Genomic DNA, 25,760 nt, shown 5'->3' with positions numbered 1-25,760 from the left:
CCAACACCCTACGAGCGGGAGGCGGTTCAGGGGTACGGGGGGCCTCGGCAAAGTGACGCAGGCAACGCGGCGCGTACTGCCTTCCGGCTCGGTGTGTCAGAGCCCGAGGAGCATCGCCACCATCCCGATCCCCATGGACAGCCGACACGCCCGCGCCAGCTCCGGCCGATCCCGCCACCCCGGCTGTCCCCCGGAGGCGGCGACGGCGACCGAACCGGGCACGAGGCGCACCCCGGTCAGCAGCACGTAGCCGGTGAAGTAGAGAAGCAGCGCCCCGGTCACCGAGGGGACTCCCGCACCCCCGTGCCCCTGGTGGCCGGAGCCGGGAGAGGCGGCCATGACGACCGCCATGTAGACCATCGCCGCGGTTCCGATCAGGTGGTGCAGGTGGTGACGGCTGCCGCGCACCGCCCACAGGGCGCGCAACGCGGCCGCCCCGAACACGGCCGCGTACGCAGGCCACGCCCACGACGGCGGCGTGAACGCCGCGGCGGGCACGGCCATCGCGGCCATGCCGAAGCCCATGAGCGCATCGCCGCCGGCGGCGCTCCGCTGTTCCTCGACGCTGCTGCGCATCCGCAGCAGACAGTAGGCGCCGGTGGCCGCGCAGAGCGCGACGAGCAGCCAGCCGGGCGACGCCGGTCCGTGCACGCGCGCACCTCCCCCTTCCCCGCTCGACGTCCGTCGAGGGTGCGATGCCCAGGACATCCGGCGCGCACGCGAGCGCAAGGGTGTACGCGGGGAGCGTCCGCGGAGCACGGTGGTGGACGGCGCGGCTCGGAAAGCGGCTGGGCGAGGTGTCACCAAGGTGGGGGCAGCACCCCGGCCCCGGGAGCGGGTCGCACCCGCCGAACGGCCCGGACGACGTACGCTCGCCGCAAAGGTACGAGGTCAGCGGCTCGCGCTGGTGGACCAAGGCACGGGCCGCACAACGGAGGGCGTACGGCCATGACGGCGAGGAACCACCGGGGGGCGGCCGGTGAGGGGGACGGGGCGAGCGAGGACACCGTCGCCGCGGTCGTGCGCCAGTGGCACACCGTGCACCCCGAGCTGGACACCGTCCCCCTGGAGATCGTCGGCCGGATCAACCGTTGCGCCGCCCTCCTCCAGCAGGCCGAGGACGCCCCGCTGCACCGTGCCGATCTCAGCCGTCCCGAGTTCGACCTCCTCGGCGCGCTGCGCCGCACCGGCCGCGAACTGACCCCGAGCGAGCTGGCACGGGAGACCTTCTCCTCCGGAGCCGCCGTCACCAAGCGCGTGAAGCACCTGACCGAGCGCGGCCTGGTCGAACGCCACGGCGACGCACGCGACCGGCGCGTGGCCCACGTCCGCCTGACCGACGCGGGCCGCGGACTCGTCGACACCCTGATGCCCGAGCAGCTCGCCTTCGAAAGAGCCGTCCTCTCCGCCCTCACCCCGAAGAGCCAAGCCGAACTCGCCGCCCTGCTAGGTGAGTTGCTGAGTCACCTGGAACGGCGGGCGGACGCGGTGCTGCATGCCTGAGGTGCTGTTCCGCCCCGACAGGCCGACCCCGAACCTCACGCGGTACCGAGCGCCGTGCGCAGGACCTCGATCGCCTGGTTGATGGCGCCTTCGGCGGCGTGCGTGCCGCGCAGCGCGTTGAGCATGACGAAGTCGTGGATGATGCCCTCGTAGCGGACCGCCGTGACGGGTACGCCCGCCTCGCGGAGCTTGCTCGCGTAGGCCTCGCCCTCGTCCCGCAGGACGTCGGCCTCGGCGGTGATGACGAGCGCCGGAGGCAGGCCGGCCAGCTGCTCGGGCGTGGCCCGCAGCGGCGAGGCGGTGATCTCGGCACGCTGCGCGGGGTCGTCGGTGTACTGGTCCCAGAACCACCGCATGGCGTCGCGGCGCAGGAAGTAGCCCGTGGCGAACTGCTCGTAGGAGCCGGTGTCGAAGTTCGCGTCCGTGACCGGGTAGAAGAGCACCTGCTGGATGATCGGGACGTCGCCGCGTTCCTTGGCCATGAGGGTCAGCGCGATGCTCATGTTGCCGCCGACGGAGTCGCCGGCGACCGCGATACGGGTGGGGTCCAGATCGCCCGCGGCACCGTCGCTCACGACCCAGCGGGCCACGGCGTAGTTCTGCTCGATCGCGACCGGGTAGCGCGCCTCGGGGGAGAGGTCGTACTCCGGGAACACGACCGCCGCGCCCGTGCCGACGGCCAGCTCGCGCACCAGGCGGTCGTGCGTGTGGGCGTTGCCGAACACCCAGCCCGCGCCGTGGATGTAGATGATCACCGGCAGCGGACCGACGGCGCCGGGCGGCCGGACGACACGGGCCTGGACCGTCCCGATTGGGCCGCCCTGAACGGTGACCCACTCCTCGTCCACCGCGGGCTTGTGGACCTCACCGGCCTGCACCTCGTTGACCGTGTCGCGCCCCTCGACGGGCCCCAGATCGAACAGGTAGGGCGGGTTCGCGGTAGCGGCGGCGAAGTCCGCCGCGGCCTGCTCCAGCACCGGCGTGACGGGCATGTCGGCAGCCATCTCGATTCACTCCCCGTCTGCACTGCGGAAACCGCGGAAGGAGGGCCCGCACCCGGACTCCGCGACCATTCACCCACCGCCCCCGGGCGCCGGCCACCCGGCGCCGCCCGTTCGCGTGGCGTGGCTGATACGTGCCGATGAGCGAGAGCGGAGTGCCGGCCCGGGCCCGCGCCCGAGCCCGGAGGGCGCCGGTGCTACGACGAGAACGACCCCGCGCCGCCCGGCACGTGCGTTCCGTACCCCGGCTGTACCGTCAACGCGGGTCCGACGCAGAACGGGTTGCCGTACACCTTCACCGGCCCGTCCGTCCGGTTCGCCAGGACGTGTGCGGCGAGGGGCAGCGTCTTGCACCCCGCCGGATCGTGGATCACGTCCAGCGGCTGCACCTCCGTGGAGAAGATCACCACGTCTCCGTCCGCCGCCCGCTCGGCCGCCGGAGCCGCTCCGGCGGAACTCAGCACCGCTCCCGCCGCGACCAGGGACACCAGAATTCCTCGCACCTTCGACCTCCTACGCATACGTCTCCCGCTTCGCTGCGGGCTCGCCCCAGGGCTACCGTGCGTGAACCCCCAACTCTCGGGCAGGGCAACCCAGTTCACTCACCCAGCCCACAAATAACCCCCGCCCGATCAGGAGGGGCCCGGGTTCCAACGAGTGAATCCGACGGTGCGGCGCGAGGCAGGTCACCCGGGCCGGGAAGGGCACTCAGAACACCGGAAAACGACGGGCAGGGAGCAGCCCTATGCCGAAGTTCCTGATCCAGGCCACCTACACGACCGAGGGCACGAGGGGGCTGCTGGGGGAGGGCGGCAGCGGGCGCCGGGCCGCGGTCGAGCAGCTCGTCAGCGGGCTCGGCGGGACGGTCGAGACCATGTACTTCGCCTTCGGGGCCGACGACGTCGTGCTCATCGTCGACTTCCCCGACACGCTCTCGATGGCGGCCGTCAGCCTCAAGGTCAAGGCCAGCGGCGCCCTCCACACCCGCGCCACCCCGCTCCTCACCGTCGAGGAGATCGACGAGGCCGCGCGCCGGGACGTCACTTTCCGCGCTCCCGGCGCGTAGTGAGGCGGACACAGCGCCCACCGGTGGTCGTCAACAGGCGGGTTCCTACCGGGAGATGACCGGCGGAGCCCCCTGTTATGGTGCGCCGATGTCATCGATCAAGCAGTTCCAAGTCACCTTCGACTGCGCGGAACCCGAGCGCGTCGCTCGCTTTTGGTGCGAGGTGCTCGGGTACGTCGTATCGCCGCCACCGAAGGGGTTCGCCACGTGGGACGATTTCGACCGCTCCCGGTCTCCTGAGGAACAGGGCTCATGGTTCGCATGCAGTGATCCCTCAGGTGTGGGCCCGCGACTGTTCTTTCAGCGCGTTCCCGAAGGCAAGGTCGTCAAGAACCGGGTGCATCTCGACGTGCGGGTCGGCACCGGGCTCGTGGGTGAAGAGCGCCTCGCGGCGCTCGAAGCCGAGTGCGCACGGCTGATCCCGCTCGGCGCGGTACGCGTGCGACTCCTGTACGACGGCAACGATTCGTGCATCGTGATGCAGGACGTCGAGGGCAACGAATTCTGTCTCGACTGAGCTGAGCCTCCTGCGAGCCCTCAAAACCAACAGCCCTCAAAAACAACGAAGGCAAGGAGCTCAGCCGCTCCTTGCCACTCTCAAGGTATAGCGCATGGGGGGCCTTGCGGCAAGGGCCCGGTCGTCGTGCACAATCGACGGTCGCAGCCAGAAACCGGTGGACATGGGGGGAGTCGCGAAGTGCGTGTGCTGTTGTCTACGTATGGGTCGCGCGGGGACGTCGAGCCGCTGGCCAGGCTCGCGGTGCGGTTGAGGGAACTCGGCGCGGAGGTACGCGTCTGTGCACCGCCGGACGAGGACTTCGCGCGGCGGCTGGCCGGTGTCGGCGTACCGCTGGTTCCGGTCGGCCGTTCGGCACGGGCGCTGACGACCGCCGCGCCGCCGCCGTCCTCCCTGCCCGAGCGCGCGGCGGAGCTGATCGCCGACCAGTTCGCCACGCTCGTCGCGGCGGCCGAGGGCTGCGATGTGCTGGTGGCGACCGGCGTCATGCCGGCCGCGGCCGGTGCACGGTCGGTCGCCGAGAAACTGGGCATCCCCTCCGTGTCCGTGACCTTCCAGCAGCTCACCCTGCCGTCGCCGCACCATCCGCCGCTGGCGTACCCGGGCCGTCCGTTCCCGCCGGAGGTGACCGGCAACCGGACGCTGTGGGACCTGGACGCGCGGAGCATCGACGCGCTGTTCGGGGCGGCGCTCAACACGAACCGCGCCTCGCTCGGCCTGCCGCCCGTCACCCACGTCCGGGACTACGTCGTCGGCGACCGGCCGTGGCTGGCGACGGACCCCGTCCTCGACCCGTGGCGCGAGACGCCGGACCTCGGCGTCGTCCAGACCGGCGCCTGGATCCTGCCGGACCGAACCCCTCTCCCGGACGAGCTCGTGGCGTTCCTGGACGCCGGCACACCGCCGGTGTACGTCGGCTTCGGCAGCATGCCCATGCTCGCGGCGAGGGACGTCGCACGGGTGGCCGTCGAGGCGGTCCGCGCGCAGGGGCGTCGCGTGGTCGTCTCCCGCGGCTGGGCGGACTTGGTCCTGGTCGACGACGGGGAGGACTGCTTCGTCGTCGGCGACGTCAGCCATCAGGCGCTGTTCCGCCGCGTGGCCGCCGTCGTCCACCACGGCGGCGCGGGTACGACGACGACCGCGGCCCGGGCCGGGGTGCCGCAGGTGGTCGTCCCCCAGGCGACCGACCAGCCGTACTGGGCCCGCCGGGTGGCCGACCTGGGCATCGGCGTGGCACACGACGGGCCGACGCCGACGTACTCCTCCCTGTCGGCCGCGCTCGCCACGGCCCTGGCGCCCGAGACCCGCGCGCGGGCGGCCGTCGTGGCCGGCACGGTCGGCACCGACGGGGCGGCGGTGGCCGCGCGGCTGCTGCTCGACGTGGTCAGCCGGGACCGGGCACCTGTGTCCGCGTGAACAACCAGGGTCCGTAGCCCTCCGCGACCGACCGACCGCCGGGCGGGCAGCCCCGGCCCCCTTCCCCCCTCCCTCCTCCCGCGCCCCGATCGCGAGCGGACTCAGAAAGTTGATGACATGAACTCCCTCACCACCAGCGCCTTCGACCTGCCCGACCGGCTCGCGGCCAAGGCAGACCCGGCGCTGATCGCCCGTGACGAGGAGCACTTCGCGGCCATAGCCGAGTGCCTGGAGCAGTCGATCGCCGAACTGAACGACCGTCTCGACGCCGAGCGCAGGGCGCCCGGTGGCCTCGGCCGGCAGGCGATGGACCGGGACGTGGAGATCCACCGGCTGACCTCCCGCCTGCGCGCCCTGCGCCGCTTCGGTCTGGATCTGTGCCTCGGGCACATGGCCGGCGCCGACGGCTCCGAGCCCGTGTACGTCGGACGGCTCGGCCTGACGGACAGCACCGGGCGCCGGCTGCTGGTCGACTGGCGCTCGCCCGCGGCCGAGCCGTTCTTCGGGGCCACCCACGGCAACCCGATGGGGCTGGCGAGCCGCCGCAGGTACCGCTGGACCGGCGGCCGCATCAGCGACTACTGGGACGAGGTGTTCACCGGCGACGGGCTCGAAGGCCACGCCGCGCTCGACGACCAGTCCGCCTTCATCGCCAGCCTCGGCGGCGACCGGTCGCCTCGGATGCGTGACGTGCTCGGCACCATCCAGGCCGACCAGGACGCCGTCATCCGCGCCGGTTCGCGCGGCGCCCTCGTCGTGGACGGCGGTCCGGGCACCGGCAAGACGGTCGTCGCCCTGCACCGTTCCGCCTACCTCCTCTACTCCGACCCGCGCCTCGGACACCGCCGGGGCGGCGTGCTCTTCGTCGGCCCGCACCGGCCCTACCTGAGCTACGTCTCCGACGTCCTGCCCAGCCTCGGCGAGGAGGGCGTACAGACCTGCATCCTGCGCGACCTCGTCGCCGAGGGGGCCGAGGCGAAGGAAGAGCCCGATCCGGCCGTGGCCCGCCTCAAGTCGTCCGCGGACATGGTGAAGGCGATCGAGACGGCCGTCCGGTTCTACGAGGAACCGCCCACCGAGCCGATGACGGTCACGCTCGGCTGGACCGACCTCCACCTCAGCGCCGCCGACTGGGCCGAGGCGTTCGAAGCGGCCGAGCCGGGCACACCGCACAACGAGGCGCGCGAGCAGATCCGGGAGGCGCTGTTCACGATCCTGCGGGACAAGTACGACGGCGACGCCTCGCCCGAGGCGTTCCGCAGGGCGCTCCGCGGCGACAGGGAGCTGGCCGGAGCCCTCGACCGCGCGTGGCCGCTGCTCGAAGCCGCCGATCTCGTCGGCGACCTGTGGAGCGTACCCGCCTATCTGCGGATGTGCGCCCCCTGGCTCGCCCCCGACGAGGTACGCAGGCTCCAGCGCGCGGACGCCCAGGCCTGGACGGTGTCCGACCTGCCGCTCCTGGACGCGGCGCGGCAGCGGCTCGGCGACCCCGAGGCGGCTCGGCGCGAGCGTCGGCGCGCGGCGTCCGCCGAGGCCGAACGCGCGCGGATGGCCCGGGTCATCGACACCATCCTCGCCGCCGACGACGACGGGGAGGGCGCGGTGACGATGCTGCGCGGGCGGGATCTCCAGGACAGTCTGGTCGACGACACCGCGCTGCCAGGAGTCGAACCCGACCTGCTCGCCGGTCCGTTCGCGCACGTCGTCGTGGACGAGGCGCAGGAACTGACCGACGCGGAGTGGCAGATGCTGCTGCTGCGGTGCCCGTCCCGGAGCTTCACCATCGTCGGGGACCGGGCCCAGGCCCGGCACGGGTTCACGGAGTCGTGGCGGGAGCGGCTGGAGCGGGTCGGCCTCGACCGGATCACCCTCGCCTCCCTGAGCATCAACTACCGGACGCCGGAGGAGATCATGGCGGAGGCCGAGCCGGTCGTCCGGGCCGCGCTCCCGGACGCCAACGTGCCGACGTCCATCCGCAGCAGCGGCGTCCCCGTCGCACACGGCTCGGTGTCGGACCTGGAGCCGGTCCTCGACGCGTGGCTCGCCGCCCACGCCGAGGGGACCGCCTGTGTCATCGGCGACCCCTCCTTCGCGGCGAGGCCGCGCGTCCGCTCGCTGACACCCGAGCTGTCGAAGGGACTGGAGTTCGATCTGGTCGTCCTCGTCGACCCGCAGGAGTTCGGCGACGGAGTCCAGGGAGCGGTCGACCGGTACGTCGCGATGACCCGCGCGACCCGGCAGCTCGTCGTCCTCACGAGCCCCGCCTGATCCAGACGGAAGATCCTAGATTCCCGGCCGGTACCGCAGCGGGTGGTCGGCCGGGACCTCCACGAGAACGATCTGCGTTCCGTCCGGGTCCGCGATCCACATCTCGATCAGGCCCCACGGCTCCTTCACCGGCGGCCGTACGATCTCGACGCCCTTCGCCAGGAGTTCCTTGTGCGCGGCGGCCGCGTCCTCGACCTGGAGCCACAGCCGCAGGGCCGGGGACGGCGGGGTGTCGGAGCGGCCGGAGACCTCCAGGAAGCCGCCGCCGAGGAAGTAGACGGTGCCCCGCTCCGGGCCCGTGCCGAACTCGCGGTGGACGGCGAGGCCCAGCTGGTCGCCGTAGAAGGCACGGGAGCGCTCCGGGTCGGTGGGGCGGAGCAGGGTTCGGCTGCTGAGTACGTGCACCATGCGTCCGCACCTTAGGGCCTGTCCGGCGGATCATGCCGCAGCCGCGGGGTCTGGCACGCCCATCTGCGGCGTTGTCGTCGCACACGCTCGGCTCCGCTCGCGCGGGGGACCCCCATCGCGTCGACGCCCTCCTCCGCCTTGCAGCTGCACGCACCAGACCCCGCTCACCTGTGTTGATCAGGTGCCGTAGCTTTTCTGCGACCTGATCCGCCGGACGGGCCCTCATGGCCGGTTACCCTCGTGCGTGTCGAGCCGCGCCACAGATCGGAGAGCCACGCCCGTGGACACCGCCCCCATGGACACCACCAGCACCGGGCTGAGCTTCCGGGACGCCACCGACGCCGACGTGGACGTGCTCGTCGCGCTGGTCGAGTCGGCGTACCGCGGAGATTCCAGCCGGGCCGGGTGGACGACCGAGGCGGACATCCTGGAGGGTCAGCGGACCGATCCCGAGGGTGTGCTGGAGGTCGTCAGGGCGCCGGGCAGCCGGCTGCTGACGGTGGAGCGAGACGGCCGGGTGGTCGCCTGCTGCCAGCTCGAACACCGCGGCGAGCACGCCTACTTCGGCATGTTCGCGGTCAGCCCCGAGCAGCAGGGCGGCGGCCTGGGCAAGGCGGTCCTCGCGGAGGCCGAGCGGCAGGTCCGCGAGCACTGGGGCGTCACCGAGATGCACATGACCGTGATCTCCGTGCGTGACGACCTCATCGCCTGGTACGAGCGGCGCGGCTACCGCCGTACGGGACGGATGACGCCGTTCCCGTACGGCGACGAGCGGTTCGGCATCCCGCAGCGCGACGACCTGCGGTTCGAGCTGCTGGTCAAGCCGCTGGCGTGCGGGCGCGCGTCGGCGGAGTGACGTTCATGCGGTGAGCCGCGGCACCGCGACTCACGCCGTGAAGCGGCCCGTCCGCTTGATCTCCGGGTAGTCGGTCGTGGCGCCGTCCAGCTGCAGGGCCCGTACGAGCCGCAGATGGTCCTGGGTGTTCACCACCCAGCCGATGATCCGCAGGTCCGCCTTGCGGGCGCGCTCGACGACCTCGAGGGTGAGCCGCCGGATGTTGAGCACCAGGGTCGAGGCGCCGACCGCGGTGGCCCGGTCCACGACATCGGTGCCGTAGCGGCTGGCCACCAGCGCCGTGCGCACGCCCGGCACCAGGCGGGCGATCTCCGCGATCGCCTCGTCGTGGAACGAGATCACCTCCACGCGCGACACCAGGTCCCGACGGTGCATCACCTCGGCCAGCGCCTGGGCGGCCGCAACGTCCTTGATCTCGGCCTGGAGCGGGGCCTTCACGGCGTCCAGGACCTCCTCGAAGACCGGGATGCGCTCGCCGCGCCCGGCGTCCAGCGCGCGCAGCTCCGCGAGGGTCTTCTCGGCGATCGGCCCGCTGCCGTCGGTCGTACGGTCCACCTCCGCGTCGTGCATGACGACGAGGGCGCCGTCCTTGCTCAGATGCAGATCGAGTTCGATGATGTCGAGGCCGGCCTGCTGGGCGGCGACGAAGGAACGGAGGGTGTTCTCGGGCTCGATGCCCATGACTCCGCGGTGACCGATGGTAAGGAAGTTCAACGTTCAACTCGCTTCCGTCGACGGCGGCTCGGTACCCGCGCGGACCTGACGGACGTCGCTGCCCGCGCGGCAGATTCGCAGCCTAATCGCCCGGTGTGCCGATGGACCCGCGCCTGCGCCGGGATTGCGGTGACGGGGACGGACGCACCGGGCCCGCACCTGGCCCGTACCCCCGTCGGCCGTCACCCTGGCGTGGGCGAGTCCGCCGGGGATTGACCCGCCGCACTGGACCGTACCGTCCCCGTACCCGCCGTCGGCCCGGAGGGGGTCGATGCGGCCGAACCATGCGCCTTCCCCGGATCCGGCAGGAAAAACAGCGGTTCTTCAGTGGAGGGGCAGGATAATTTCCTGCTTGCCCCCTTGCTGGGTGAAACCCCATCTGCATACGGTGTTCCTACGCGAGGTTCTCCCGTGGAGGATGGGACATGACGGAAATGCTTGTGCAGGTGAGTGCGGAGGGGAAGGCTCCTTCCGGAGTCAGGGTGATCGAGCATCCTGCATGGCCCGTGCTCAAGGACGCGGTGGAGCGGATCCGGCCCTGGCAGTCCAAGGACGGGGCGATCGACTTCGACGCCGAGGGCGCACCGGACCGGGCCGACGCCGAGGAGGCCGTACGCCAGGTGATCGACGCCGTCGGACGACTGGCCCCGCTGCTGCCGCACGACGCCGCCTATCACGAGGCCCTCGTCACGGATCTGCGCCGCTGGTCCGTGGGCGGATTCCAGGTACCCGACTTCCTCGACTCGCTGCTGGCCTTCCAGCCCGCGGCGGGCCGCGCCGACGGCCTCCAGCACCTGGTCGTCTTCCCGATGTACACGCAGAACGGCAACCCGGACCGCAACCTCGAGGCGGTCGTGCTGCGCATGGTCTGGCCCGACTGGCTGGCCGAGCTGGAGCGCACGCGGTACGACAACCCGCTGTTCTGCGGCATCACCTTCGAGGACTTCACGGCCGGCTACGACACCAACTCGGCCGTCCTCTTCCCGGAGACCATCTCTGTACGTGAGGCGCCGGAACGTTTCTCCTGGGGTGGCATCTTCTGCGACCGCGAGGCCGCGCGCTTCCGCCGGGTCACCGAGGCCGCCGTCGACATCCTGGGCCTGAAGCTGCCCGAGGACGTCGCCGCCATGGTCCACGACCAGAAGCGCTGCGAGGAGGCCTTCGTCCTGTGGGACATGGTCCACGACCGCACCCACAGCCACGGCGACCTGCCGTTCGACCCGTTCATGATCAAGCAGCGCCAGCCGTTCTGGATGTACGGCCTGGAGGAGCTGCGCTGCGACCTGACCGCCTTCAAGGAGGCCGTCCAGCTCGAGGCCGACGGCGTCCCGCAGGCGCGCGACGTGCAGTATGCGGTGCTCTTCGACCGCATGTTCCGCTTCCCGGTCAGCGGTGAGCGGGTGCGTAACTACGACGGCCTCGGCGGCCAGTTGCTCTTCGCCTACCTGCACAAGCACGACGTCGTCCGCTGGACCGACAACAAGCTCGCCATCGACTGGGAGCGCGCCCCGCAGGTCACCAACCAGCTCTGCGGCGAGATCGAGCAGCTCTACCGCGACGGCATCGACCGCCCCAAGCTGGTGCACTGGTTCGCCGGGTACGAGCTCGTCGCCACCTACCTCGCGCCGCACCCCGGCTCCAAGTGGGCCAAGGGCCCCGGCGCCCTGGACGTCTCGCTGCCGCCCCGCAAGCTCGTGGACGACGTGCTTCCGGACGAGTTTCCGCTGAGCATGTTCTATGAGGCGCTGGCCAAGAAGCTGAAGAACGTGATTGCCTCCACCAAGGGCATCACCGCCGACGGCACCACGCGGGCCGCCGCGTGACCCACGGCACCGACAACAGAACCGAGGACGACGCGCCGGAGACGGCGTGCACCGCGCTCACCGCGCACACGGCTCAGGAGGAGAACATGCAGAACGGCAACGGGCCGCTGAGCGGTGCGGTGATCGCGGTGGCCGGTGCGGGCGGCCCCGCGGGGCGGGCGACCCTGCTCCGGCTCGCCGAGGCGGGGGCGACCGTCGTCGCGGCGGACAACGACCCCGAGCGACTCTCGGAGGCAGTGGACGCGGCGCGCTACGCGCACGGCGGTGCCACGGTCGTCGGTGACACGGTCGACCTGCTCGACCTGCAGTCCACCCGGGACTGGGCCGACCACATCGAGAAGGACTTCGGGCGCGTCGACGGGCTCGTGCACCTGGTGGGCGGCTGGCGCGGCAGCGAGACCTTCACCAAGACCAGTCTCGACGACTGGGACCTGCTGGAGATGCTGCTCGTCAAGACCGTCCAGCACACCTCCCTCGCCTTCCACGAGGCGCTCCAGCGCAGTGAGCGCGGCCGGTACGTCCTGATCAGCGCGGCCGGCGCGAGCAAGCCCACCGCGGGCAACGCCGCGTACTCCGCCGCCAAGGCCGCCGCCGAGGCGTGGACGCTGGCGCTCGCCGACTACTTCCGCAAGGCCGGGAAGGCCGAGGGCGCCGAGGGGCCGACGTCGGCGGCTGCGATCCTGGTGGTGAAGGCGTTGGTCCACGACGCGATGCGTGCCGAGCGGCCCAACGCGAAGTTCGCGGGCTTCACGGACGTCAAGGATCTGGCCGAGGCCATCGAGGGCGTCTGGAGCATGCCCGCCCCGGAAGTGAACGGACAACGTCTGTGGCTGACCGAGAAGCCGTGAACCGTCCCAAGACCGACGCGCGTCGCCACCACGACCCCGAGGTCCGCGGTTTCGCCAGTGACAACTACGCCGGCGTGCACCCCGAGGTGCTCGCCGCCGTGGCCCTGGCCAACGGCGGCCACCAGGTCGCCTACGGCGAGGACGCGTACACCGAGAACCTCCAGCGGATCGTCCGCAGCCACTTCGGCGCCACGGCGGAGGCCTTCCCGGTCTTCAACGGCACCGGTGCGAACGTCGTGGCACTCCAGGCGGTCACCGACCGCTGGGGTGCGGTGGTCTGCGCCGAGTCCGCACACATCAACGTGGACGAGGGCGGCGCCCCCGAGCGCATGGCCGGACTCAAGCTGCTCACCGTGCCCACGCCGGACGGCAAGCTCACGCCCGAGCTGATCGACCGGCAGGCCTGGGGCTGGGAGGACGAGCACCGCGCGATGCCGCAGGTCGTGTCGATCACCCAGAGCACGGAGCTCGGCACGCTCTACACGCCCGACGAGATCCGTGCGGTCTGCGAGCACGCCCACGCGCGCGGCATGGCCGTGCACCTGGACGGCTCCCGGATCGCCAACGCCGCCGCGTCCCTGGACGTCCCCATGCGGACGTTCACCAACGCCGTCGGCGTCGACATCCTCTCGCTGGGCGGGACGAAGAACGGCGCCATGTTCGGCGAGGCGGTCGTCGTCCTCAACCAGGACGCCGTCCGGCGCATGAAGCACATACGCAAGATGTCCATGCAGCTCGCCTCCAAGATGCGCTTCGTTTCGGTGCAGTTGGAGGCCCTGCTCGCCAAGGACCTCTGGCTGCGCAACGCCCGCCACGCCAACGAGATGGCCCAGCGCCTCGCGGAGGGCGTCCGCGCGGTGCACGGCGTGGAGATCCTCTACCCGGTCCAGGCCAACGGCGTCTTCGCCCGCCTCCCGCACGACGTGAGCGAGCGCCTGCAGAAGCGGTTCCGCTTCTACTTCTGGGACGAGGCCGCGGGCGACGTCCGCTGGATGTGCGCCTTCGACACGACGGAGGAGGACGTGGACGCGTTCGTGGCGGCGCTGAAGGAGGAAATGGCGCGCTAGCGCCCACGTGCGCGGCAGGTTGATTGCTAGCATAGGTATGCGGCCACAAGGAAAGTCATTGACGATCCGGTGGTCGCGTTCTTATGCTCCGCGGGTATGGAGCTGATCCAGGACACCCCTGGCCTGTCCGCCTATCTGGCCGCCGGTGATGCCATCGATCACCGTCATTCGCTGGTCAGGGCGACTGCCTCCCGTCTGGCCGAGGGTGCGGCGGACTCGTATGACTATGCGCGTGCCGCGTTCGCTTTCGTGCGCGACGAGATCCCGCACTCCGCGGACAGCGGTGACCCGCGCGTCACCTGGCGCGCCTCCGACGTGCTGGAGCAGGGCACCGGCATCTGTCACGCCAAGGTCCACGCGCTGGCCGCGCTGCTGCGGGCCGAGGGCATCCCGGCGGGGCTGTGCTACCAGCGTCTGGCGCACGACGACGGTTCCGGACATGTCGTGCACGGACTGGTCGCCGTCCGTTTCCGCGGAGCGTGGCACCGGCAGGACCCGCGCGGCAACAAGCCCGGTGTCGACGCGCGGTTCTCCCTCGACGGTGAGCGGCTGGCCTGGGTGGCCGACCCCGAGTCCAATGAGATGGACTACCCGGTCCTGTATGCTGAACCCCATCCGGCCGTCCTCCGCGCCCTTCGGGCTGCGCCCGACCGGCCGTACCTGTGGAAGACGCTCCCCACCGCGCTGTGAGGCGAAGGCAGATGGATCTCAAGCTGACCGTGTCCGACGACGTGCGCGTGCTCGCGCCCGGATTCACCTACGTTGCCATCGAGGCGCACGACCTCGTCAACGGGCCGAGCACCGAGGCCAGTTCGGCGCTTCTCGACGACGCGGCCCGGCGTCTCGCCGTACGGCTGGCGGGGCGTGCGCCGCACGAGGACCCGCACATGGCGGCCTGGCGCGAGGTGTACGCGGGGTTCGGATCGAAGCCGTCACGGACCCGCAACTCGGCGGAGGCGCTGGCCAAGAGGGCGCTGTCCGAGGCCGGGCTGCCACGGATCAACCTGCTCGTCGACCTCTACAACGCCATCAGCGTCGCCCACCTCGTCCCCGTCGGCGGCGAGGACACCGACCGCATCCAGGGCGGGATGCGGCTTCTGCGGGCCACGGGGGACGAGGACTTCGTGACCGTCGCCGGAGGCGAGGAGACCGTCGAGCACCCGGACGCGGGCGAGGTCGTATGGTGCGACGAGGCGGGTGTCACCTGCCGCCGCTGGAACTGGCGCCAGGGTCCGCGCACCCGGCTCACCGAGGAGACGACCTCAGGCCTGTTCCTGCTGGAGACCCTCGCCCCGATGCCGGTCGCCGAGGCCGAGGCCGCGGGGGCCGAACTGGCCGAGCTGCTGGAGAAGTTCAGCCCGGGTGCGCGGATCGAGGCCGGCGCCGCCGTCTCCGTCTCTCAGGCGTGAGGCGAGGCGGCCGCCGCCCTGTGCGTCAGCGCGCCTCCGCCGCCCGCAGCTGCTCCTGCGTCGGGGCCGTGCCGCCCAGGTGGGCCGGGAGCCACCAGGAGTCGCCTGCGTCCTTGGGGCGGCCGGGGTAGGCGCGCTGGGCGGCGTCCAGCAGTTCCTGGACGGTCTCGCGCAGACGGCGGGTGAGGGCGCCGGCGTACTGGTCGCGGGAAGCCTCCAGCGCCTCGCCGACGCGGACCGTGATCGGGGTGTGGCTGCGCTTGAAGTTGCGCGGCTGGCCCTTGGTCCACAGCCGCTGCGTGCCCCACACCGCCATCGGGACGAGCGGCACACCCGCCTCCTGGGCCAGGCGCACGGCGCCCGACTTGAAGCTCTTCAGCGTGAACGACTGCGAGATCGTGGCCTCCGGGAACACCCCGATGATCTCACCGGACCTGAGGGAGTCCAGGGCGTGCGCGTACGCCGCCTCGCCGTTCTTGCGGTCCACCGGGATGTGCTTCATGCCGCGCATCAGCGGGCCCGAGATCTTGTGGCGGAAGACGGACTCCTTCGCCATGAAGCGCACCAGGCGCTTCTGCGGCAGCGCCGCCAGGCCGTTGAAGATGAAGTCCAGGTAGCTGATGTGATTGCTCACCAGCACCGCCCCGCCGGATCGCGGGATGTTCTCCGATCCCTTGACGTCGATCTTGAGGTCCCAGGCCTTGAACATCGTCAGGGCGAGGCCGACGACGGGACGATAGACCAGCTCTGCCATGGGCGGGTTGAACCCTTCCTGCTCCGCCGCGGAGATGACTCCCGGCCGGAAAGTTACGCAGCCGTAGGTTTACGACTCTCGCAGATCGTGCCGGATTAACAGGCCGGTAGCCAGTCCTGACGCCGCACGGCGGCGAGATCCTCGTCACGTCGGCCTATCGGAGCCTCGGCCCCGCCTATCGTGCCCGAGGCCCGGTAAGACGGAAATCAATCGGGAATCAATAGGGGGTCACCGACGCTGTCGCAGAGGATGACTGAGGTGATGGGTGTGCGCGGACCAGGCGGACCAGGCGGACCAGGCGGACCAGACGACGGCGAACGGCTCGAAGCGGCGCGGCTCGGGCTCGGGCCCGGCGGTGAACTCGGCGAGCGGGCCACGCTCGTGCAGTTCTCCACCGCCTTCTGCGCCCCCTGTCGCGCGACCCGGCGCATCCTCGGCGAGGTCGCCGCAATGGTCCCGGGCGTGCGGCACGTCGAGATCGACGCCGAGGCCCGCCTGGCGCTCGTACGCGAACTGGACATCCTCAAGACGCCCACCGTGCTGGTCCTCGACGCGCACGGCCGGATCGTGCGGCGGGCCGCCGGACAGCCCCGCAAGGCGGACGTCATCGCGGCGTTGGGGGAGGCGGTGTGAAGGTCCGCCGCGGCCGAGGTGAGTCATCTCCCACATCCCCGGACGTACTTGACTGCGCGTACGACGACTCGTCAGCCTGGCCCCATGTGTACGGACCTCCTTCTCCCCGCGCAGGTCGCCGCCGACCGTGCTCGCACCGCGCGCTGTCCGGGCCGTTGAGCAGCCACGACCCGTACGTCACCGCCCGCAGAAGGACAGCTCCATGACGGCCTCGCCCGACCTCGGCAGCCCCCGGCTCGCCTCGCCCGACCTGCTGCGCTCCGCCTTCCGACGGCACGCCGCGGGGGTCGCGGTGATCACCGCCCGTGGCGCCACGGGACCGGTCGGCTTCACCGCCACCTCGCTCAGCTCCGTCTCCGCGGAGCCTCCGCTGCTCTCGTTCGGCGTCGGGACGGGCGGCTCCAGCTGGCCCGCGATAGCCACGGCCGACCATGTCGGCGTCCATGTGCTCGGCGAGCACCAGCAGGAGCTGGCCGCCACGTTCGCCCGCAGCGGAGCCGACCGCTTCGGCGCGGCGACGGCCTGGCGCGAGGGGCCCGAGGGCGTTCCCGTGCTCGACGACGTCCTGGTCTGGCTGGTGTGCCGGGTCGTCGGGCGTTTCCCCGCCGGCGATCACCGCATCGTGCTGGGCGAGGTCGTCCTCGGCGATCCCGCGGGCACCGGCCGGCCGCTGCTGTACCACCAGGGCCGCTACAACGGCCTGCGTGACTGATCTCCGTCCCCGGCCTGCGAAGCCGTCCGGTTCCGGTTACGCTGCGTTGCGAAGGTCACAGTTCAAAGCGCTTGCTCAGCGGGGATGAACTGGGTGTACTGACGAGTAATATTTCGTTCGGAGCGTGCGGACGCCCCGACCGGGATCGGCCGCTTGAGGCGCCTATGCTGCCTGCAAGAGGCAGCCCAGAAAAGACGATGCAGTAGGAGAGCCGGCGTGAGCTTGAGGATCGTTGTCACCGTGAAGTACGTGCCCGACGCCACTGGCGACCGGCACTTCGCCGATGACCTGACCGTCGACCGCGACGACGTGGACGGCCTGCTCTCCGAGCTGGACGAGTACGCGGTCGAGCAGGCGCTGCAGATCTCCGAGAACTCGGACGACGACGTCGAGGTCACCGTTCTGACGGTGGGTCCGGAGGACGCCAAGGACGCCCTGCGCAAGGCGCTGTCCATGGGCGCGGACAAGGCCATCCACGTCGAGGACGACGACCTGCACGGCACGGACGTCATGGGCACGTCGCTGGTGCTCGCCAAGGCCATCGAGAAGGCCGGCTTCGACCTGGTGATCTCCGGCATGGCCTCCACCGACGGCACCGCCGGTGTGATCCCCGCCCTGCTCGCCGAGCGCCTGGGCGTCCCGCAGGTCACCCTGCTCTCCGAGGTCTCGGTCGAGGACGGCACGGTCAAGGGCCGCCGCGACGGCGACGCCGCCTCCGAGCAGCTCGAGGCCGCCCTCCCGGCCGTCGTGTCCGTCACCGACCAGTCGGGCGAGGCGCGTTACCCGTCCTTCAAGGGCATCATGGCCGCCAAGAAGAAGCCGGTGGAGTCCTGGGACCTGTCCGACCTGGACATCGAGGCGGAAGAGGTCGGCCTCGAGGGTGCCTGGACCAAGGTCGAGGCCGCGGCCGAGCGTCCGGCCCGCACCGCCGGCACGATCGTCAAGGACGAGGGCGAGGGCGGCAAGCAGCTCGCTGAGTTCCTCGCGGGCCAGAAGTTCATCTAAGGCCCCGCAGCCGCTGACCGCCCCTCAACTCATCCCCGCAGGAGAGCATTCCCATGGCTGAAGTCCTCGTCTACGTCGACCACGTGGACGGCGCCGTCCGCAAGCCCACCCTGGAGCTGCTGACCCTGGCCCGCCGCGTCGGCGAGCCGGTCGCCGTCGCGCTCGGCAAGGGTGCCGCCGACACCGCCGCCACGCTCGCCGAGCACGGCGCGACCCGCGTCCTCACCCACGACGCCGCCGAGTACGCCGACTACCTGGTCGTCCCCAAGGTGGACGCCCTCCAGGCCGCGTACGAGGCCGTCTCCCCGGCCGCCGTGCTGGTCCCCTCCTCCGCCGAGGGCAAGGAGATCGCCGCCCGTCTGGCGCTGCGCATCGGCTCCGGCATCATCACCGACGCCGTCGACCTCGAGGCCGGCGACGAGGGCCCGGTGGCCACCCAGTCGGTGTTCGCCGCGTCCTTCACCACCAAGTCCCGTGTCTCCAAGGGCACCCCGGTCATCACGGTCAAGCCGAACAGCGCCGCCGTCGAGGCCGCCCCGGCCGCCGGCGCCGTCGAGGCCCTGTCCGTCACCTTCTCGGACCAGGCGACCGGCACCAAGGTCACCGGCCGCACGGCGCGTGAGTCGACGGGCCGCCCGGAGCTGACCGAGGCCGCGATCGTGGTCTCCGGTGGCCGTGGCGTCAACGGTGCCGAGAACTTCGGCATCATCGAGGCCCTCGCCGACTCGCTCGGCGCGGCCGTCGGCGCCTCGCGTGCCGCGGTGGACGCCGGCTGGTACCCGCACACCAACCAGGTCGGCCAGACCGGTAAGTCGGTCTCGCCGCAGCTGTACATCGCCAACGGCATCTCCGGCGCCATCCAGCACCGCGCCGGTATGCAGACCTCGAAGACGATCGTGGCGATCAACAAGGACGCCGAGGCCCCGATCTTCGACCTGGTCGACTACGGCGTCGTCGGCGACCTGTTCGACGTCGTCCCCCAGCTCACCGAGGAGATCAAGACCCGCAAGGGCTGATCCCCACCACGCTGTACGAGGCCCCCGCGACCCACGCCGGTCGCGGGGGCCTTGGGCTGTCCGGGGGCGCGGGGCGGGCCCGGCGCCATCGAAGCGGTGTTGACCAGCGAGAAGGCGTCCGGATAACTTCGCGCACGGATCGCTGGTTCCGTACCGTGGAGCGCGGAGGCGTGGATGGCTCAGGGACGGCAGGAGAAGGTGGCGACGACCCTCGCGGGCGCCGTCGGCGAGGAGATCGGCGCCTTCCTCGCCCGGGTCGACGCCGACCTGGAGCGCCGCTACCCCGGGGACCCGGGTGGCCGCCAGCCCGTTCACACGGTGTACGTCCCCGGAGATGCCTTCGCTGCCGACACCCTGCGTACCTGGGGCGACCGGGCGCTGGCCGCACTCGACGAACACGCCCCGGACGCCGCCTCGTTCGCGGCCGTGCTGGGGCTGCCCGACGCCCTCGCCGAGCCCGTGTACTCGCGCGTCCGCGCCAAGCTGGAGCGGGAGCCGGTGGAGGACCTGCGCGTCGACTTCGAGGACGGCTACGGCTCCCGGCCCGACGCCGAGGAGGACGAGGCGGCGGCCCGCGCGGCCCGGCTGATAGCGGCGGCGTACGAGAACGGTACGGCGGCCCCGTACATGGGCATCCGCATGAAGTGCCTGGAGGCCGGTGTCCGCGACCGGGGCATCCGCACTCTCGACGTCTTCCTCACCGGGCTGATGGAGTCCGGTGGGCTGCCCGACGGGCTTTTGCTGACGCTGCCCAAGGTGACGTACGCCGAGCAGGTCACCGCGATGGCACGGCTCCTGGAGGCGTTCGAGAAGGCGCACGGCCTCGCGCCCGGCCGGATCGGCTTCGAGATCCAGATCGAGACCAGCCAGGCGATCCTCGCCGCCGACGGCACCGCGACGGTCGCCCGGATGATCCAGGCCGCCGAGGGCCGTGCCACCGGACTGCACTACGGCACCTTCGACTACAGCGCCTGCCTCGGCGTCTCCGCCGCTCATCAGGCGAGCGACCACCCCGCCGCCGACCACGCCAAGGCGATCATGCAGGTGGCCGCGGCGGGGACGGGCGTACGGCTGTCGGACGGCTCAACCAACGTCCTGCCGGTCGGGCCGACCGAGCGGGTCCACGATGCGTGGCGGCTGCACTACGGGCTCACGCGACGGGCGCTGGCCCGCGCCTACTACCAGGGCTGGGACATGCACCCGGGCCATCTGCCCACCCGGTACGCGGCCGTGTTCGCCTTCTACCGCGAGGGGTTCGCGCACGCCGCCACGCGGCTCGCCCGGTACGCCGACCGGGCCGGCGGCGACGTCATGGACGAGCCCGCCACCGCCAAGGCCCTCAGCGGCCATCTGCTGCGCGGGCTCGACTGCGGGGCGCTCGACCTCGACGAGGTGGTCGGTGCGACGGGGATGACCCGGGCCGACCTGGAGGGCTTCGCCACGCCGCGGCGGTGACCTCTACGGCGCCGGTGCCACGTACCGTTCGAGCCCGGACGCCGTCGCCCACCCCTCGTCCGCGAGCAGCCGCGTGCCGCGCTCGCACAGCTTCTCGTCGGCGCGGGCCCGGGCGCAGAACTCCTCCGGCGTGCCGCCGAACAGCCGTCTCAGAGAGGGTAATTCGCCGGGAAGCTGAGCCAGGAGCGGCCGCTCGCCCAGGTGTTCGCGCGGGGTGACGACGCCGTCGTGCAGGACGCCGTGCCGGTTCACGTACGCGTGGACGCCGGGAAGCGTACTGCCGTCGCCCAGTTCGATCCGTACGCCGGGGGCGGGCAGCCAGGCGCGGTCGTAGTGGCCGTGGGGCAGCGGTACGCCCTCGCTCGCGTCGACGACGGCCAGTTGGCGCGCGTCGAGCCAGGTCACGAACAACTCCCGTACCGCACCCGGTGCTTCGAAGGGCGACGCCGACACGTACCCCATGCGGCTGATGTGCGCCGAGACTCCGACACCCACGCCCGTCACCCGGGCCTTCACCATCGGGATCGGCGAGGTGATCCCGGACTCGGCCAGTTTGTGCCGCAGTTGGCCGGGGCAGGCGTTGGACCCGACGGCGAGGACGGGCACGCGGTCCTCGCGCACGAGGCGGTCGAGCGGCAGCATCCGGTCGCCGTGGAGGAGCCCGGAGTCCACGGGCCAGGCGCCCGGATAGGTCAGCGGATGGTCGCGCGGCGCCTCGGCGAGGCCCAGTTCCTCCAGCGTGCGGCCGGTCACCCGCGGCTCAGTCCGCCGGCGGCAGCTCGCCGGAGCCGCGGGTGATGAGCCGGGTGGGCAGCTCGATGCGCTCCGGGGCGAGGGGCGCGCCGTCCAGCCGCCGGAAGAGGCGCTCGGCGGCGGTGCGGCCGAGGGCGGCGGAGTCCTGGGCGACGACCGTGACGCCCGGGCGCAGCAGATCCGCGAGCTCGAAGTCGTCGAAGCCGACCAGGGCGACCGGCCGGGTCCGCTCGGCGAGGACCCGGACCACGGTGACGGTCACCCGGTTGTTGGCAGCGAAGATCGCGGTGACGGGGGAGGGGCCGGAGAGCATCTCGGCGGCAGCCTCGCGCACCCGCTCCGGGTCTGTGGCCCCGAGCGACATCCACGCGTCCTCGAGGGCTATCCCCGCGTCGTCCATCGCCGCCCGGTAGCCGCGAAGGCGCTCGGCAGCGGTGTGGATGCCGGGCATGTCGCCGATGAACCCGATCCGGCGGTGGCCGTGGGCGATCAGATGGGCCACGCCGTCGCGGGCGCCGCCGTAGTTGTCGGACAGGACGACATCAGCGTCGATCTTCCCTGCGGGCCGGTCCACGAACACGGTCGCGACGCCCGCCCTGATCTCCGGCTCCAGATAGCGGTGGTCGTCCCCGGCCGGGATCACCACCAGCCCGTCCACGCGCCGGGCGCACAACGCCAGCGCCAGCTCCTGCTCGCGCTCCGGGTCCTCCGCGCTGGAGCCGTTGATCAGCAGGGCACCGTACGCGCGGGCCACCTCCTCCACCGCGCGGCTCAGCGGCCCGTAGAACGGGTCGGCGAGGTCCTCAAGCACCAGCCCGATGCTCGCGGTGCGGCCCTTGCGCAGCACCCGCGCGCTGTCGTTGCGGCGGAAGCCGAGCGCCGCGATGGCCTCCTGGACCCGGCGCTCGGTGTCCGGGGTGACGCCCGGCTCGCCGTTGACCACCCGGGAGACCGTCTTCAGCCCCACCCCGGCGCGCGCCGCCACGTCCTTCATCGTCGGCCGGCTGCCGTAGCGGGTCCCGGAGTCGCGGGGTGCGAGGCGGTCGGCGCGGCGGGTGGTCTCGGGCACGATGCGGTGTCCTGTCCTGTCGTCCACGGGGTGCTGCGGTCCATGGATGCCTATGAGTCGGCGTCGAGCATAGGACCTGGACAACGTTGTCAGAAGCGGGAGAGACTGTCCACCGCATTCGTCGGCCCGCGCCCCCACCGCGGGACCGGCCTGCGGATTCGTCTGGTTCCTGCCTGGTTCGCGCCAGGCTTTCTCATGGTTGACGGGGAGATCTGACTCTGATGCACACCGACCTCGTGGCGGCGCTCGACATCGGCGGCACCAAGATCGCCGGAGCGCTCGTGGACGGTCACGGCCGGATCCAGGCGCGCGCGCAGCGCCCGACGCCCGGAGGGCAGGACGGCGAGACCGTCCTGGGTGCCGTGACGGAGGTGCTCGGCGAGCTCGCCGGGTCGCCGCTGTGGCGGAGCGCGAGCGCGCTCGGCATCGGCAGCGCGGGTCCGGTGGACGCCTCGGCGGGCACGGTGAGCCCGGTGAACGTGCCGGGCTGGCGTGACTTCCCGCTGGTCGAGCGGGTGCGCTCCGCCGTCGGCGGGCTTCCGGTGAAGCTGATCGGGGACGGGGTGGCCATCACCGCCGCCGAGCACTGGCAGGGCGCGGCCCGCGGGTACGACAACGCTCTGTGCATGGTCGTCTCGACCGGCGTCGGCGGCGGCCTCGTCCTCGACGGCCGACTGCACCCCGGCCCCACCGGCAACGCGGGGCACATCGGTCACATGAGCGTCGACCTCGACGGCGACCCGTGCCCGTGCGGTGCGCGCGGCTGCGTGGAGCGCCTCGCCAGCGGCCCCAACATCGCCCGGCGCGCTCTGGAGAACGGCTGGCGCCCCGGCGCCGACAGCGACACGTCCGCCGCCGCGGTGGCCGGCGCCGCCCGCGCCGGCGACCCGGTCGCCATGGCCTCCTTCGAGCGCGCGGCACAGGCGCTCGCCGCGGGCATCGCGGCCACCGCGACCCTCGTCGAGATCGACATCGCGGTGATCGGAGGGGGCGTGGCCAAGGCGGGCGACGTGCTCTTCACGCCGCTACGCAAGGCCCTCACGGCCTACGCGACCCTCTCCTTCGTCCGGCACCTGACCGTGGCCCCGGCCCAGATGGGCACGGACGCGGGCCTGGTGGGCGCGGCGGCGGCCGTACTGGCGGGCAGGCCGGACGCCAGGGCGGTGGGGGTCTGAGGGCCCGGCCTGGGAGCCGTCCCGGATCACTTGGCTTCGGGGTCGGCCTGCTCGTAGGCGCCGATACGCTCCAGCAGGGGCTCGCGCTGCGCTTCGTCAGCGCGGGGACGGCTCCGTGCGCAAGAGATCAACTCCGTGCGCGGTAGATTTATGGAAGGCAAGGGCGGCGTACCGTACGCCGCCCGCCGCCGAGTCGGGGCCGATGCCGCCCCCGGAACGGGAGCCCGGTCGCCCCGCGACCGCCGTCGCCCCGTTCTCCTCCACAAGCTTCCGGCCCCGTACCGCCGCACGGCGACGACGGGGCCGTGCGCATCGGCTCGACTCGGCACCCGCTTCCTCCCACGCACTTCCCGGCGCACCCGAACGGTGTGCCCGAACGACAGGTTTCCGCTTCGTTGTCCCTCTCCGCTCTCCTCGCGTCTCCGCTCGCGGCCCTGCGTGGCCGGGGGCCCGGCTCGCTGTCCGATCCGAAGGTCTGGCGTACCGAGGTGCTGGCCGGGCTGGTGGTCGCGCTCGCTCTCATCCCCGAGGTGATCTCCTTCTCGGTCATCGCCGGGGTGGACCCCGCCGTCGGCCTGTTCACCTCCTTCACCACCGCCGTGACGATCGCGGTCGTCGGCGGCCGCCGGGCCATGGTCTCCGCGGCCGCGGGCGCCACCGCCCTGGTCATCGCGCCGCTCAACCGTGAGCACGGCCTGGGCTACCTCGTCGCCGCGGTCATCCTCGCCGGTGTCTTCCAGGTGATCCTGGGCGCCCTGGGCGTGGCGAAGCTGATGCGGTTCGTCCCGCGCTCGGTCATGGTCGGCTTCGTCAACGCGCTCGCGGTGCTGATCTTCATGGCGCAGGTGCCCGAGATGCGGAACGTGCCCTGGCCGGTGTACCCGCTGATCGTCGGCGGCCTGGCGCTCATGGTGTTCTTCCCGAAGATCACGAAGGCCGTCCCGGCCCCGCTGGTCTCCATCGCCGCCCTCACCGCGATCACCGTCGCGGCCGGCATCGCCGTCCCGACCGTCGGCGACAAGGGCGGACTGCCCTCGTCCCTGCCGGTCCCGGGTCTGCCCGACGTCCCGTTCACCCTGGACACCCTCACCACCATCGCGCCGTACGCCTTCGCCGTGGCGCTGGTCGGGCTGATGGAGTCGCTGCTGACCGCCAAGCTCGTCGACGACATCACCGACACTTCCTCCGACAAGACCCGTGAGTCCATCGGCCAGGGCATCGCCAACATCGTCACCGGCTTCTTCGGCGGCATGGGCGGCTGCGCGATGATCGGCCAGACGATGATCAACGTGAAGGTGGCCGGCGCCCGGACGCGCCTGTCCACGTTCCTCGCCGGTGTGTTCCTGCTGGTGCTCTGCCTCGTGCTGGGGCCGGTCGTCTCCGCCATTCCCATGGCCGCGCTGGTCGCCGTGATGGTGATGGTGGCGTTCACGACCTTCGACTGGAGCTCCATCGCACCGAGCACCCTCAAGCGGATGCCCGCCGGGGAGATCGCCGTCATGGTGGTCACGGTCGTCTGCGTGGTCGCGACGCACAACCTCGCGGTCGGAGTGGTCGTCGGCTCGATCACCGCGATCATCGTGTTCGCCAAGCGCGTCGCCCACCTCGCCGAGGTCACCGCCGTCACCGACCCCGACGGCAGCACGGTGGTCTACCGGGTCGCAGGCCAGCTGTTCTTCGCGTCGGCCAACGGCCTCGTCGACCGGTTCGCGTACGCCACCGACCCCGACCGGGTCGTGATCGACCTCTCCGCCGCCCATGTCTGGGACGCGTCCTCCGTCGCTGTCCTGGACACCGTCGAGAGCAAGTACGCCCAGCGCGGCAAGACCGTGGAGATCACCGGCCTGAACCAGCGGAGCGCCGCGCTGCACGACCGGCTCAGCGGCGCGCTCACGGCCGGCGACTGAGGCCCGCGCCGGATCGCGCACCGGATCGCGCGGCGGAACCCGGCGCGATCCGCGTGACCCTGGCCCCGTTCCGTAGTTGAACGGGGCATGAAGAAGCGCAGCATGCTCGCCATCGCCTCCCTCGCCACCGGCTTCGTCGTCGCCGCGATCACCCCGTCCCACGGCGCGGACAGCCAGGTCGTGGGTGATCTGAACCTCCAGGAGACGATCGGCTCCGTCGACCACACCCTCAGCCAGGACAGCTTCGCCGTGGACGACGACGCCCTGGGTCAGGAGTAGACCCTCACGTCACACCCGTGCCGGTGTCTCCGTCCAGCCGGGGGCACCGGCACCGTGTGTGGTCCCTCAACTGCGGCTGGTTTCCGGGGCACTGTGGAGCGGGCAA

At 71.8% G+C, this 25,760-nt stretch carries 27 protein-coding genes; 19 read left to right on the top strand and 8 right to left on the bottom strand.

The features are described 5' to 3' along the window. Positions 1–96: 96 nt before the first annotated feature. A complete protein-coding gene (locus QFZ74_RS02460; protein ID WP_307619126.1) occupies positions 97–651 on the bottom strand; it encodes a DUF5134 domain-containing protein in 555 nt (184 codons plus the stop codon). A 297-nt stretch (positions 652–948) separates the two neighbouring features. Between QFZ74_RS02460 and QFZ74_RS02455 the strand changes: the two genes are divergently transcribed. Next, positions 949–1,503: a MarR family winged helix-turn-helix transcriptional regulator gene (locus QFZ74_RS02455; protein WP_307619125.1), complete on the top strand. Its 555-nt coding sequence runs from the start codon at positions 949–951 to the stop codon at positions 1,501–1,503. 35 nt (positions 1,504–1,538) lie between these two features. Here the strand turns inward: QFZ74_RS02455 and QFZ74_RS02450 are convergent, their stop codons facing one another. Together QFZ74_RS02450 and QFZ74_RS02445 are read right to left on the bottom strand one after the other, a co-directional pair. Beyond that, positions 1,539–2,507: an alpha/beta hydrolase gene (locus QFZ74_RS02450; RefSeq protein ID WP_307619124.1), complete on the bottom strand. Its 969-nt coding sequence runs from the start codon at positions 2,505–2,507 to the stop codon at positions 1,539–1,541. 194 nt (positions 2,508–2,701) lie between these two features. Next, the gene (locus tag QFZ74_RS02445; RefSeq protein ID WP_307619123.1) at positions 2,702–3,007 is read right to left on the bottom strand and encodes a hypothetical protein; all 306 of its coding nucleotides are present in this window, start codon (positions 3,005–3,007) and stop codon (positions 2,702–2,704) included. A gap of 242 nt (positions 3,008–3,249) precedes the next feature. On the opposite strand from QFZ74_RS02445, the gene QFZ74_RS02440 reads away from it, so the two are divergent. The 4 genes from QFZ74_RS02440 (at position 3,250) to helR (ending at position 7,771) form a co-directional block, all read left to right on the top strand. After that, the gene (locus tag QFZ74_RS02440) at positions 3,250–3,570 is read left to right on the top strand and encodes a GYD domain-containing protein (RefSeq protein ID WP_307619122.1); all 321 of its coding nucleotides are present in this window, start codon (positions 3,250–3,252) and stop codon (positions 3,568–3,570) included. Between the two features lie 88 nt (positions 3,571–3,658). Beyond that, entirely contained in the window at positions 3,659–4,087 is a 429-nt protein-coding gene (locus QFZ74_RS02435; RefSeq protein WP_307619121.1) for a VOC family protein, read from the top strand. A 186-nt stretch (positions 4,088–4,273) separates the two neighbouring features. Beyond that, positions 4,274–5,503 (top strand): glycosyltransferase, encoded by a 1,230-nt coding sequence (locus QFZ74_RS02430; protein ID WP_307624024.1) that lies wholly within the window; start codon positions 4,274–4,276, stop codon positions 5,501–5,503. A gap of 117 nt (positions 5,504–5,620) precedes the next feature. Beyond that, positions 5,621–7,771 (top strand): RNA polymerase recycling motor ATPase HelR, encoded by a 2,151-nt coding sequence (helR, locus tag QFZ74_RS02425; protein ID WP_307619120.1) that lies wholly within the window; start codon positions 5,621–5,623, stop codon positions 7,769–7,771. Positions 7,772–7,786: 15 nt separating this feature from the next. Here the strand turns inward: helR and QFZ74_RS02420 are convergent, their stop codons facing one another. Beyond that, positions 7,787–8,179 carry a VOC family protein gene (locus tag QFZ74_RS02420; protein WP_307619119.1) on the bottom strand — a complete coding sequence of 131 codons (393 nt, stop codon included), beginning with the start codon at positions 8,177–8,179 and terminating at the stop codon, positions 7,787–7,789. 295 nt (positions 8,180–8,474) lie between these two features. On the opposite strand from QFZ74_RS02420, the gene QFZ74_RS02415 reads away from it, so the two are divergent. Beyond that, a complete protein-coding gene (locus QFZ74_RS02415) occupies positions 8,475–9,035 on the top strand; it encodes a GNAT family N-acetyltransferase (protein WP_307619118.1) in 561 nt (186 codons plus the stop codon). Between the two features lie 30 nt (positions 9,036–9,065). Here the strand turns inward: QFZ74_RS02415 and QFZ74_RS02410 are convergent, their stop codons facing one another. Beyond that, positions 9,066–9,749, bottom strand: a complete 684-nt coding sequence (locus tag QFZ74_RS02410) for a glycerophosphodiester phosphodiesterase family protein (protein WP_307619117.1) — start codon at positions 9,747–9,749, stop codon at positions 9,066–9,068. A 425-nt stretch (positions 9,750–10,174) separates the two neighbouring features. On the opposite strand from QFZ74_RS02410, the gene QFZ74_RS02405 reads away from it, so the two are divergent. From QFZ74_RS02405 to QFZ74_RS02385, 5 genes are all read left to right on the top strand, one after another. Next, positions 10,175–11,572 (top strand): DUF6421 family protein, encoded by a 1,398-nt coding sequence (locus QFZ74_RS02405; RefSeq protein WP_307619116.1) that lies wholly within the window; start codon positions 10,175–10,177, stop codon positions 11,570–11,572. Between the two features lie 86 nt (positions 11,573–11,658). Further along, positions 11,659–12,420 (top strand): SDR family NAD(P)-dependent oxidoreductase, encoded by a 762-nt coding sequence (locus QFZ74_RS02400; protein ID WP_307624023.1) that lies wholly within the window; start codon positions 11,659–11,661, stop codon positions 12,418–12,420. Further along, entirely contained in the window at positions 12,417–13,487 is a 1,071-nt protein-coding gene (locus QFZ74_RS02395; RefSeq protein WP_307619115.1) for a low specificity L-threonine aldolase, read from the top strand. Before QFZ74_RS02400 ends, QFZ74_RS02395 begins: the two co-directional genes overlap by 4 nt. A gap of 96 nt (positions 13,488–13,583) precedes the next feature. Beyond that, complete coding sequence (locus QFZ74_RS02390; protein ID WP_307619114.1) at positions 13,584–14,177, top strand: transglutaminase family protein; 594 nt, start codon at positions 13,584–13,586, stop codon at positions 14,175–14,177. 11 nt (positions 14,178–14,188) lie between these two features. Beyond that, positions 14,189–14,896 (top strand): B3/4 domain-containing protein, encoded by a 708-nt coding sequence (locus QFZ74_RS02385; protein WP_307619113.1) that lies wholly within the window; start codon positions 14,189–14,191, stop codon positions 14,894–14,896. 25 nt (positions 14,897–14,921) lie between these two features. On the opposite strand, the gene QFZ74_RS02380 is transcribed toward QFZ74_RS02385, so the two are convergent. Continuing rightward, on the bottom strand, positions 14,922–15,650 hold the full coding sequence (locus tag QFZ74_RS02380; protein WP_307619112.1) for a 1-acyl-sn-glycerol-3-phosphate acyltransferase: 729 nt from the start codon (positions 15,648–15,650) through the stop codon (positions 14,922–14,924). 249 nt (positions 15,651–15,899) lie between these two features. Between QFZ74_RS02380 and QFZ74_RS02375 the strand changes: the two genes are divergently transcribed. The 5 genes from QFZ74_RS02375 to QFZ74_RS02355 all read left to right on the top strand — a co-directional run bounded on the left by QFZ74_RS02375 (position 15,900) and on the right by QFZ74_RS02355 (position 20,471). Next, positions 15,900–16,283, top strand: coding sequence for a thioredoxin family protein (locus QFZ74_RS02375; protein WP_307619111.1), 384 nt, complete (start codon positions 15,900–15,902; stop codon positions 16,281–16,283). A gap of 202 nt (positions 16,284–16,485) precedes the next feature. Then, entirely contained in the window at positions 16,486–16,995 is a 510-nt protein-coding gene (locus QFZ74_RS02370) for a flavin reductase family protein (RefSeq protein WP_307619110.1), read from the top strand. Positions 16,996–17,211: 216 nt separating this feature from the next. Next, entirely contained in the window at positions 17,212–18,000 is a 789-nt protein-coding gene (locus tag QFZ74_RS02365) for an electron transfer flavoprotein subunit beta/FixA family protein (RefSeq protein WP_307619109.1), read from the top strand. Positions 18,001–18,053: 53 nt separating this feature from the next. After that, positions 18,054–19,016 carry an electron transfer flavoprotein subunit alpha/FixB family protein gene (locus QFZ74_RS02360; protein ID WP_307619107.1) on the top strand — a complete coding sequence of 321 codons (963 nt, stop codon included), beginning with the start codon at positions 18,054–18,056 and terminating at the stop codon, positions 19,014–19,016. 174 nt (positions 19,017–19,190) lie between these two features. Continuing rightward, the gene (locus tag QFZ74_RS02355; RefSeq protein WP_307619106.1) at positions 19,191–20,471 is read left to right on the top strand and encodes an aldolase/citrate lyase family protein; all 1,281 of its coding nucleotides are present in this window, start codon (positions 19,191–19,193) and stop codon (positions 20,469–20,471) included. A 3-nt stretch (positions 20,472–20,474) separates the two neighbouring features. On the opposite strand, the gene QFZ74_RS02350 is transcribed toward QFZ74_RS02355, so the two are convergent. Then, on the bottom strand, positions 20,475–21,224 hold the full coding sequence (locus QFZ74_RS02350; protein ID WP_307619105.1) for a hypothetical protein: 750 nt from the start codon (positions 21,222–21,224) through the stop codon (positions 20,475–20,477). Between the two features lie 7 nt (positions 21,225–21,231). Further along, on the bottom strand, positions 21,232–22,293 hold the full coding sequence (locus QFZ74_RS02345) for a LacI family DNA-binding transcriptional regulator (RefSeq protein ID WP_307619104.1): 1,062 nt from the start codon (positions 22,291–22,293) through the stop codon (positions 21,232–21,234). A 221-nt stretch (positions 22,294–22,514) separates the two neighbouring features. On the opposite strand from QFZ74_RS02345, the gene QFZ74_RS02340 reads away from it, so the two are divergent. The 3 genes from QFZ74_RS02340 to QFZ74_RS02330 all read left to right on the top strand — a co-directional run bounded on the left by QFZ74_RS02340 (position 22,515) and on the right by QFZ74_RS02330 (position 25,654). Continuing rightward, positions 22,515–23,468 (top strand): ROK family protein, encoded by a 954-nt coding sequence (locus tag QFZ74_RS02340; protein WP_307619103.1) that lies wholly within the window; start codon positions 22,515–22,517, stop codon positions 23,466–23,468. A 395-nt stretch (positions 23,469–23,863) separates the two neighbouring features. After that, the gene (locus QFZ74_RS02335; RefSeq protein WP_307619102.1) at positions 23,864–25,375 is read left to right on the top strand and encodes a SulP family inorganic anion transporter; all 1,512 of its coding nucleotides are present in this window, start codon (positions 23,864–23,866) and stop codon (positions 25,373–25,375) included. Positions 25,376–25,462: 87 nt separating this feature from the next. Continuing rightward, positions 25,463–25,654: a hypothetical protein gene (locus QFZ74_RS02330; protein ID WP_307619101.1), complete on the top strand. Its 192-nt coding sequence runs from the start codon at positions 25,463–25,465 to the stop codon at positions 25,652–25,654. Positions 25,655–25,760 lie beyond the last annotated feature (106 nt).

It is taken from the genome of Streptomyces sp. V3I7, assembly GCF_030817495.1.
Lineage (GTDB): Bacteria > Actinomycetota > Actinomycetes > Streptomycetales > Streptomycetaceae > Streptomyces.
The sequence above is the reverse complement of the archived record's forward strand: the minus strand, read 5'-3'. Positions and strand labels throughout refer to the sequence as shown.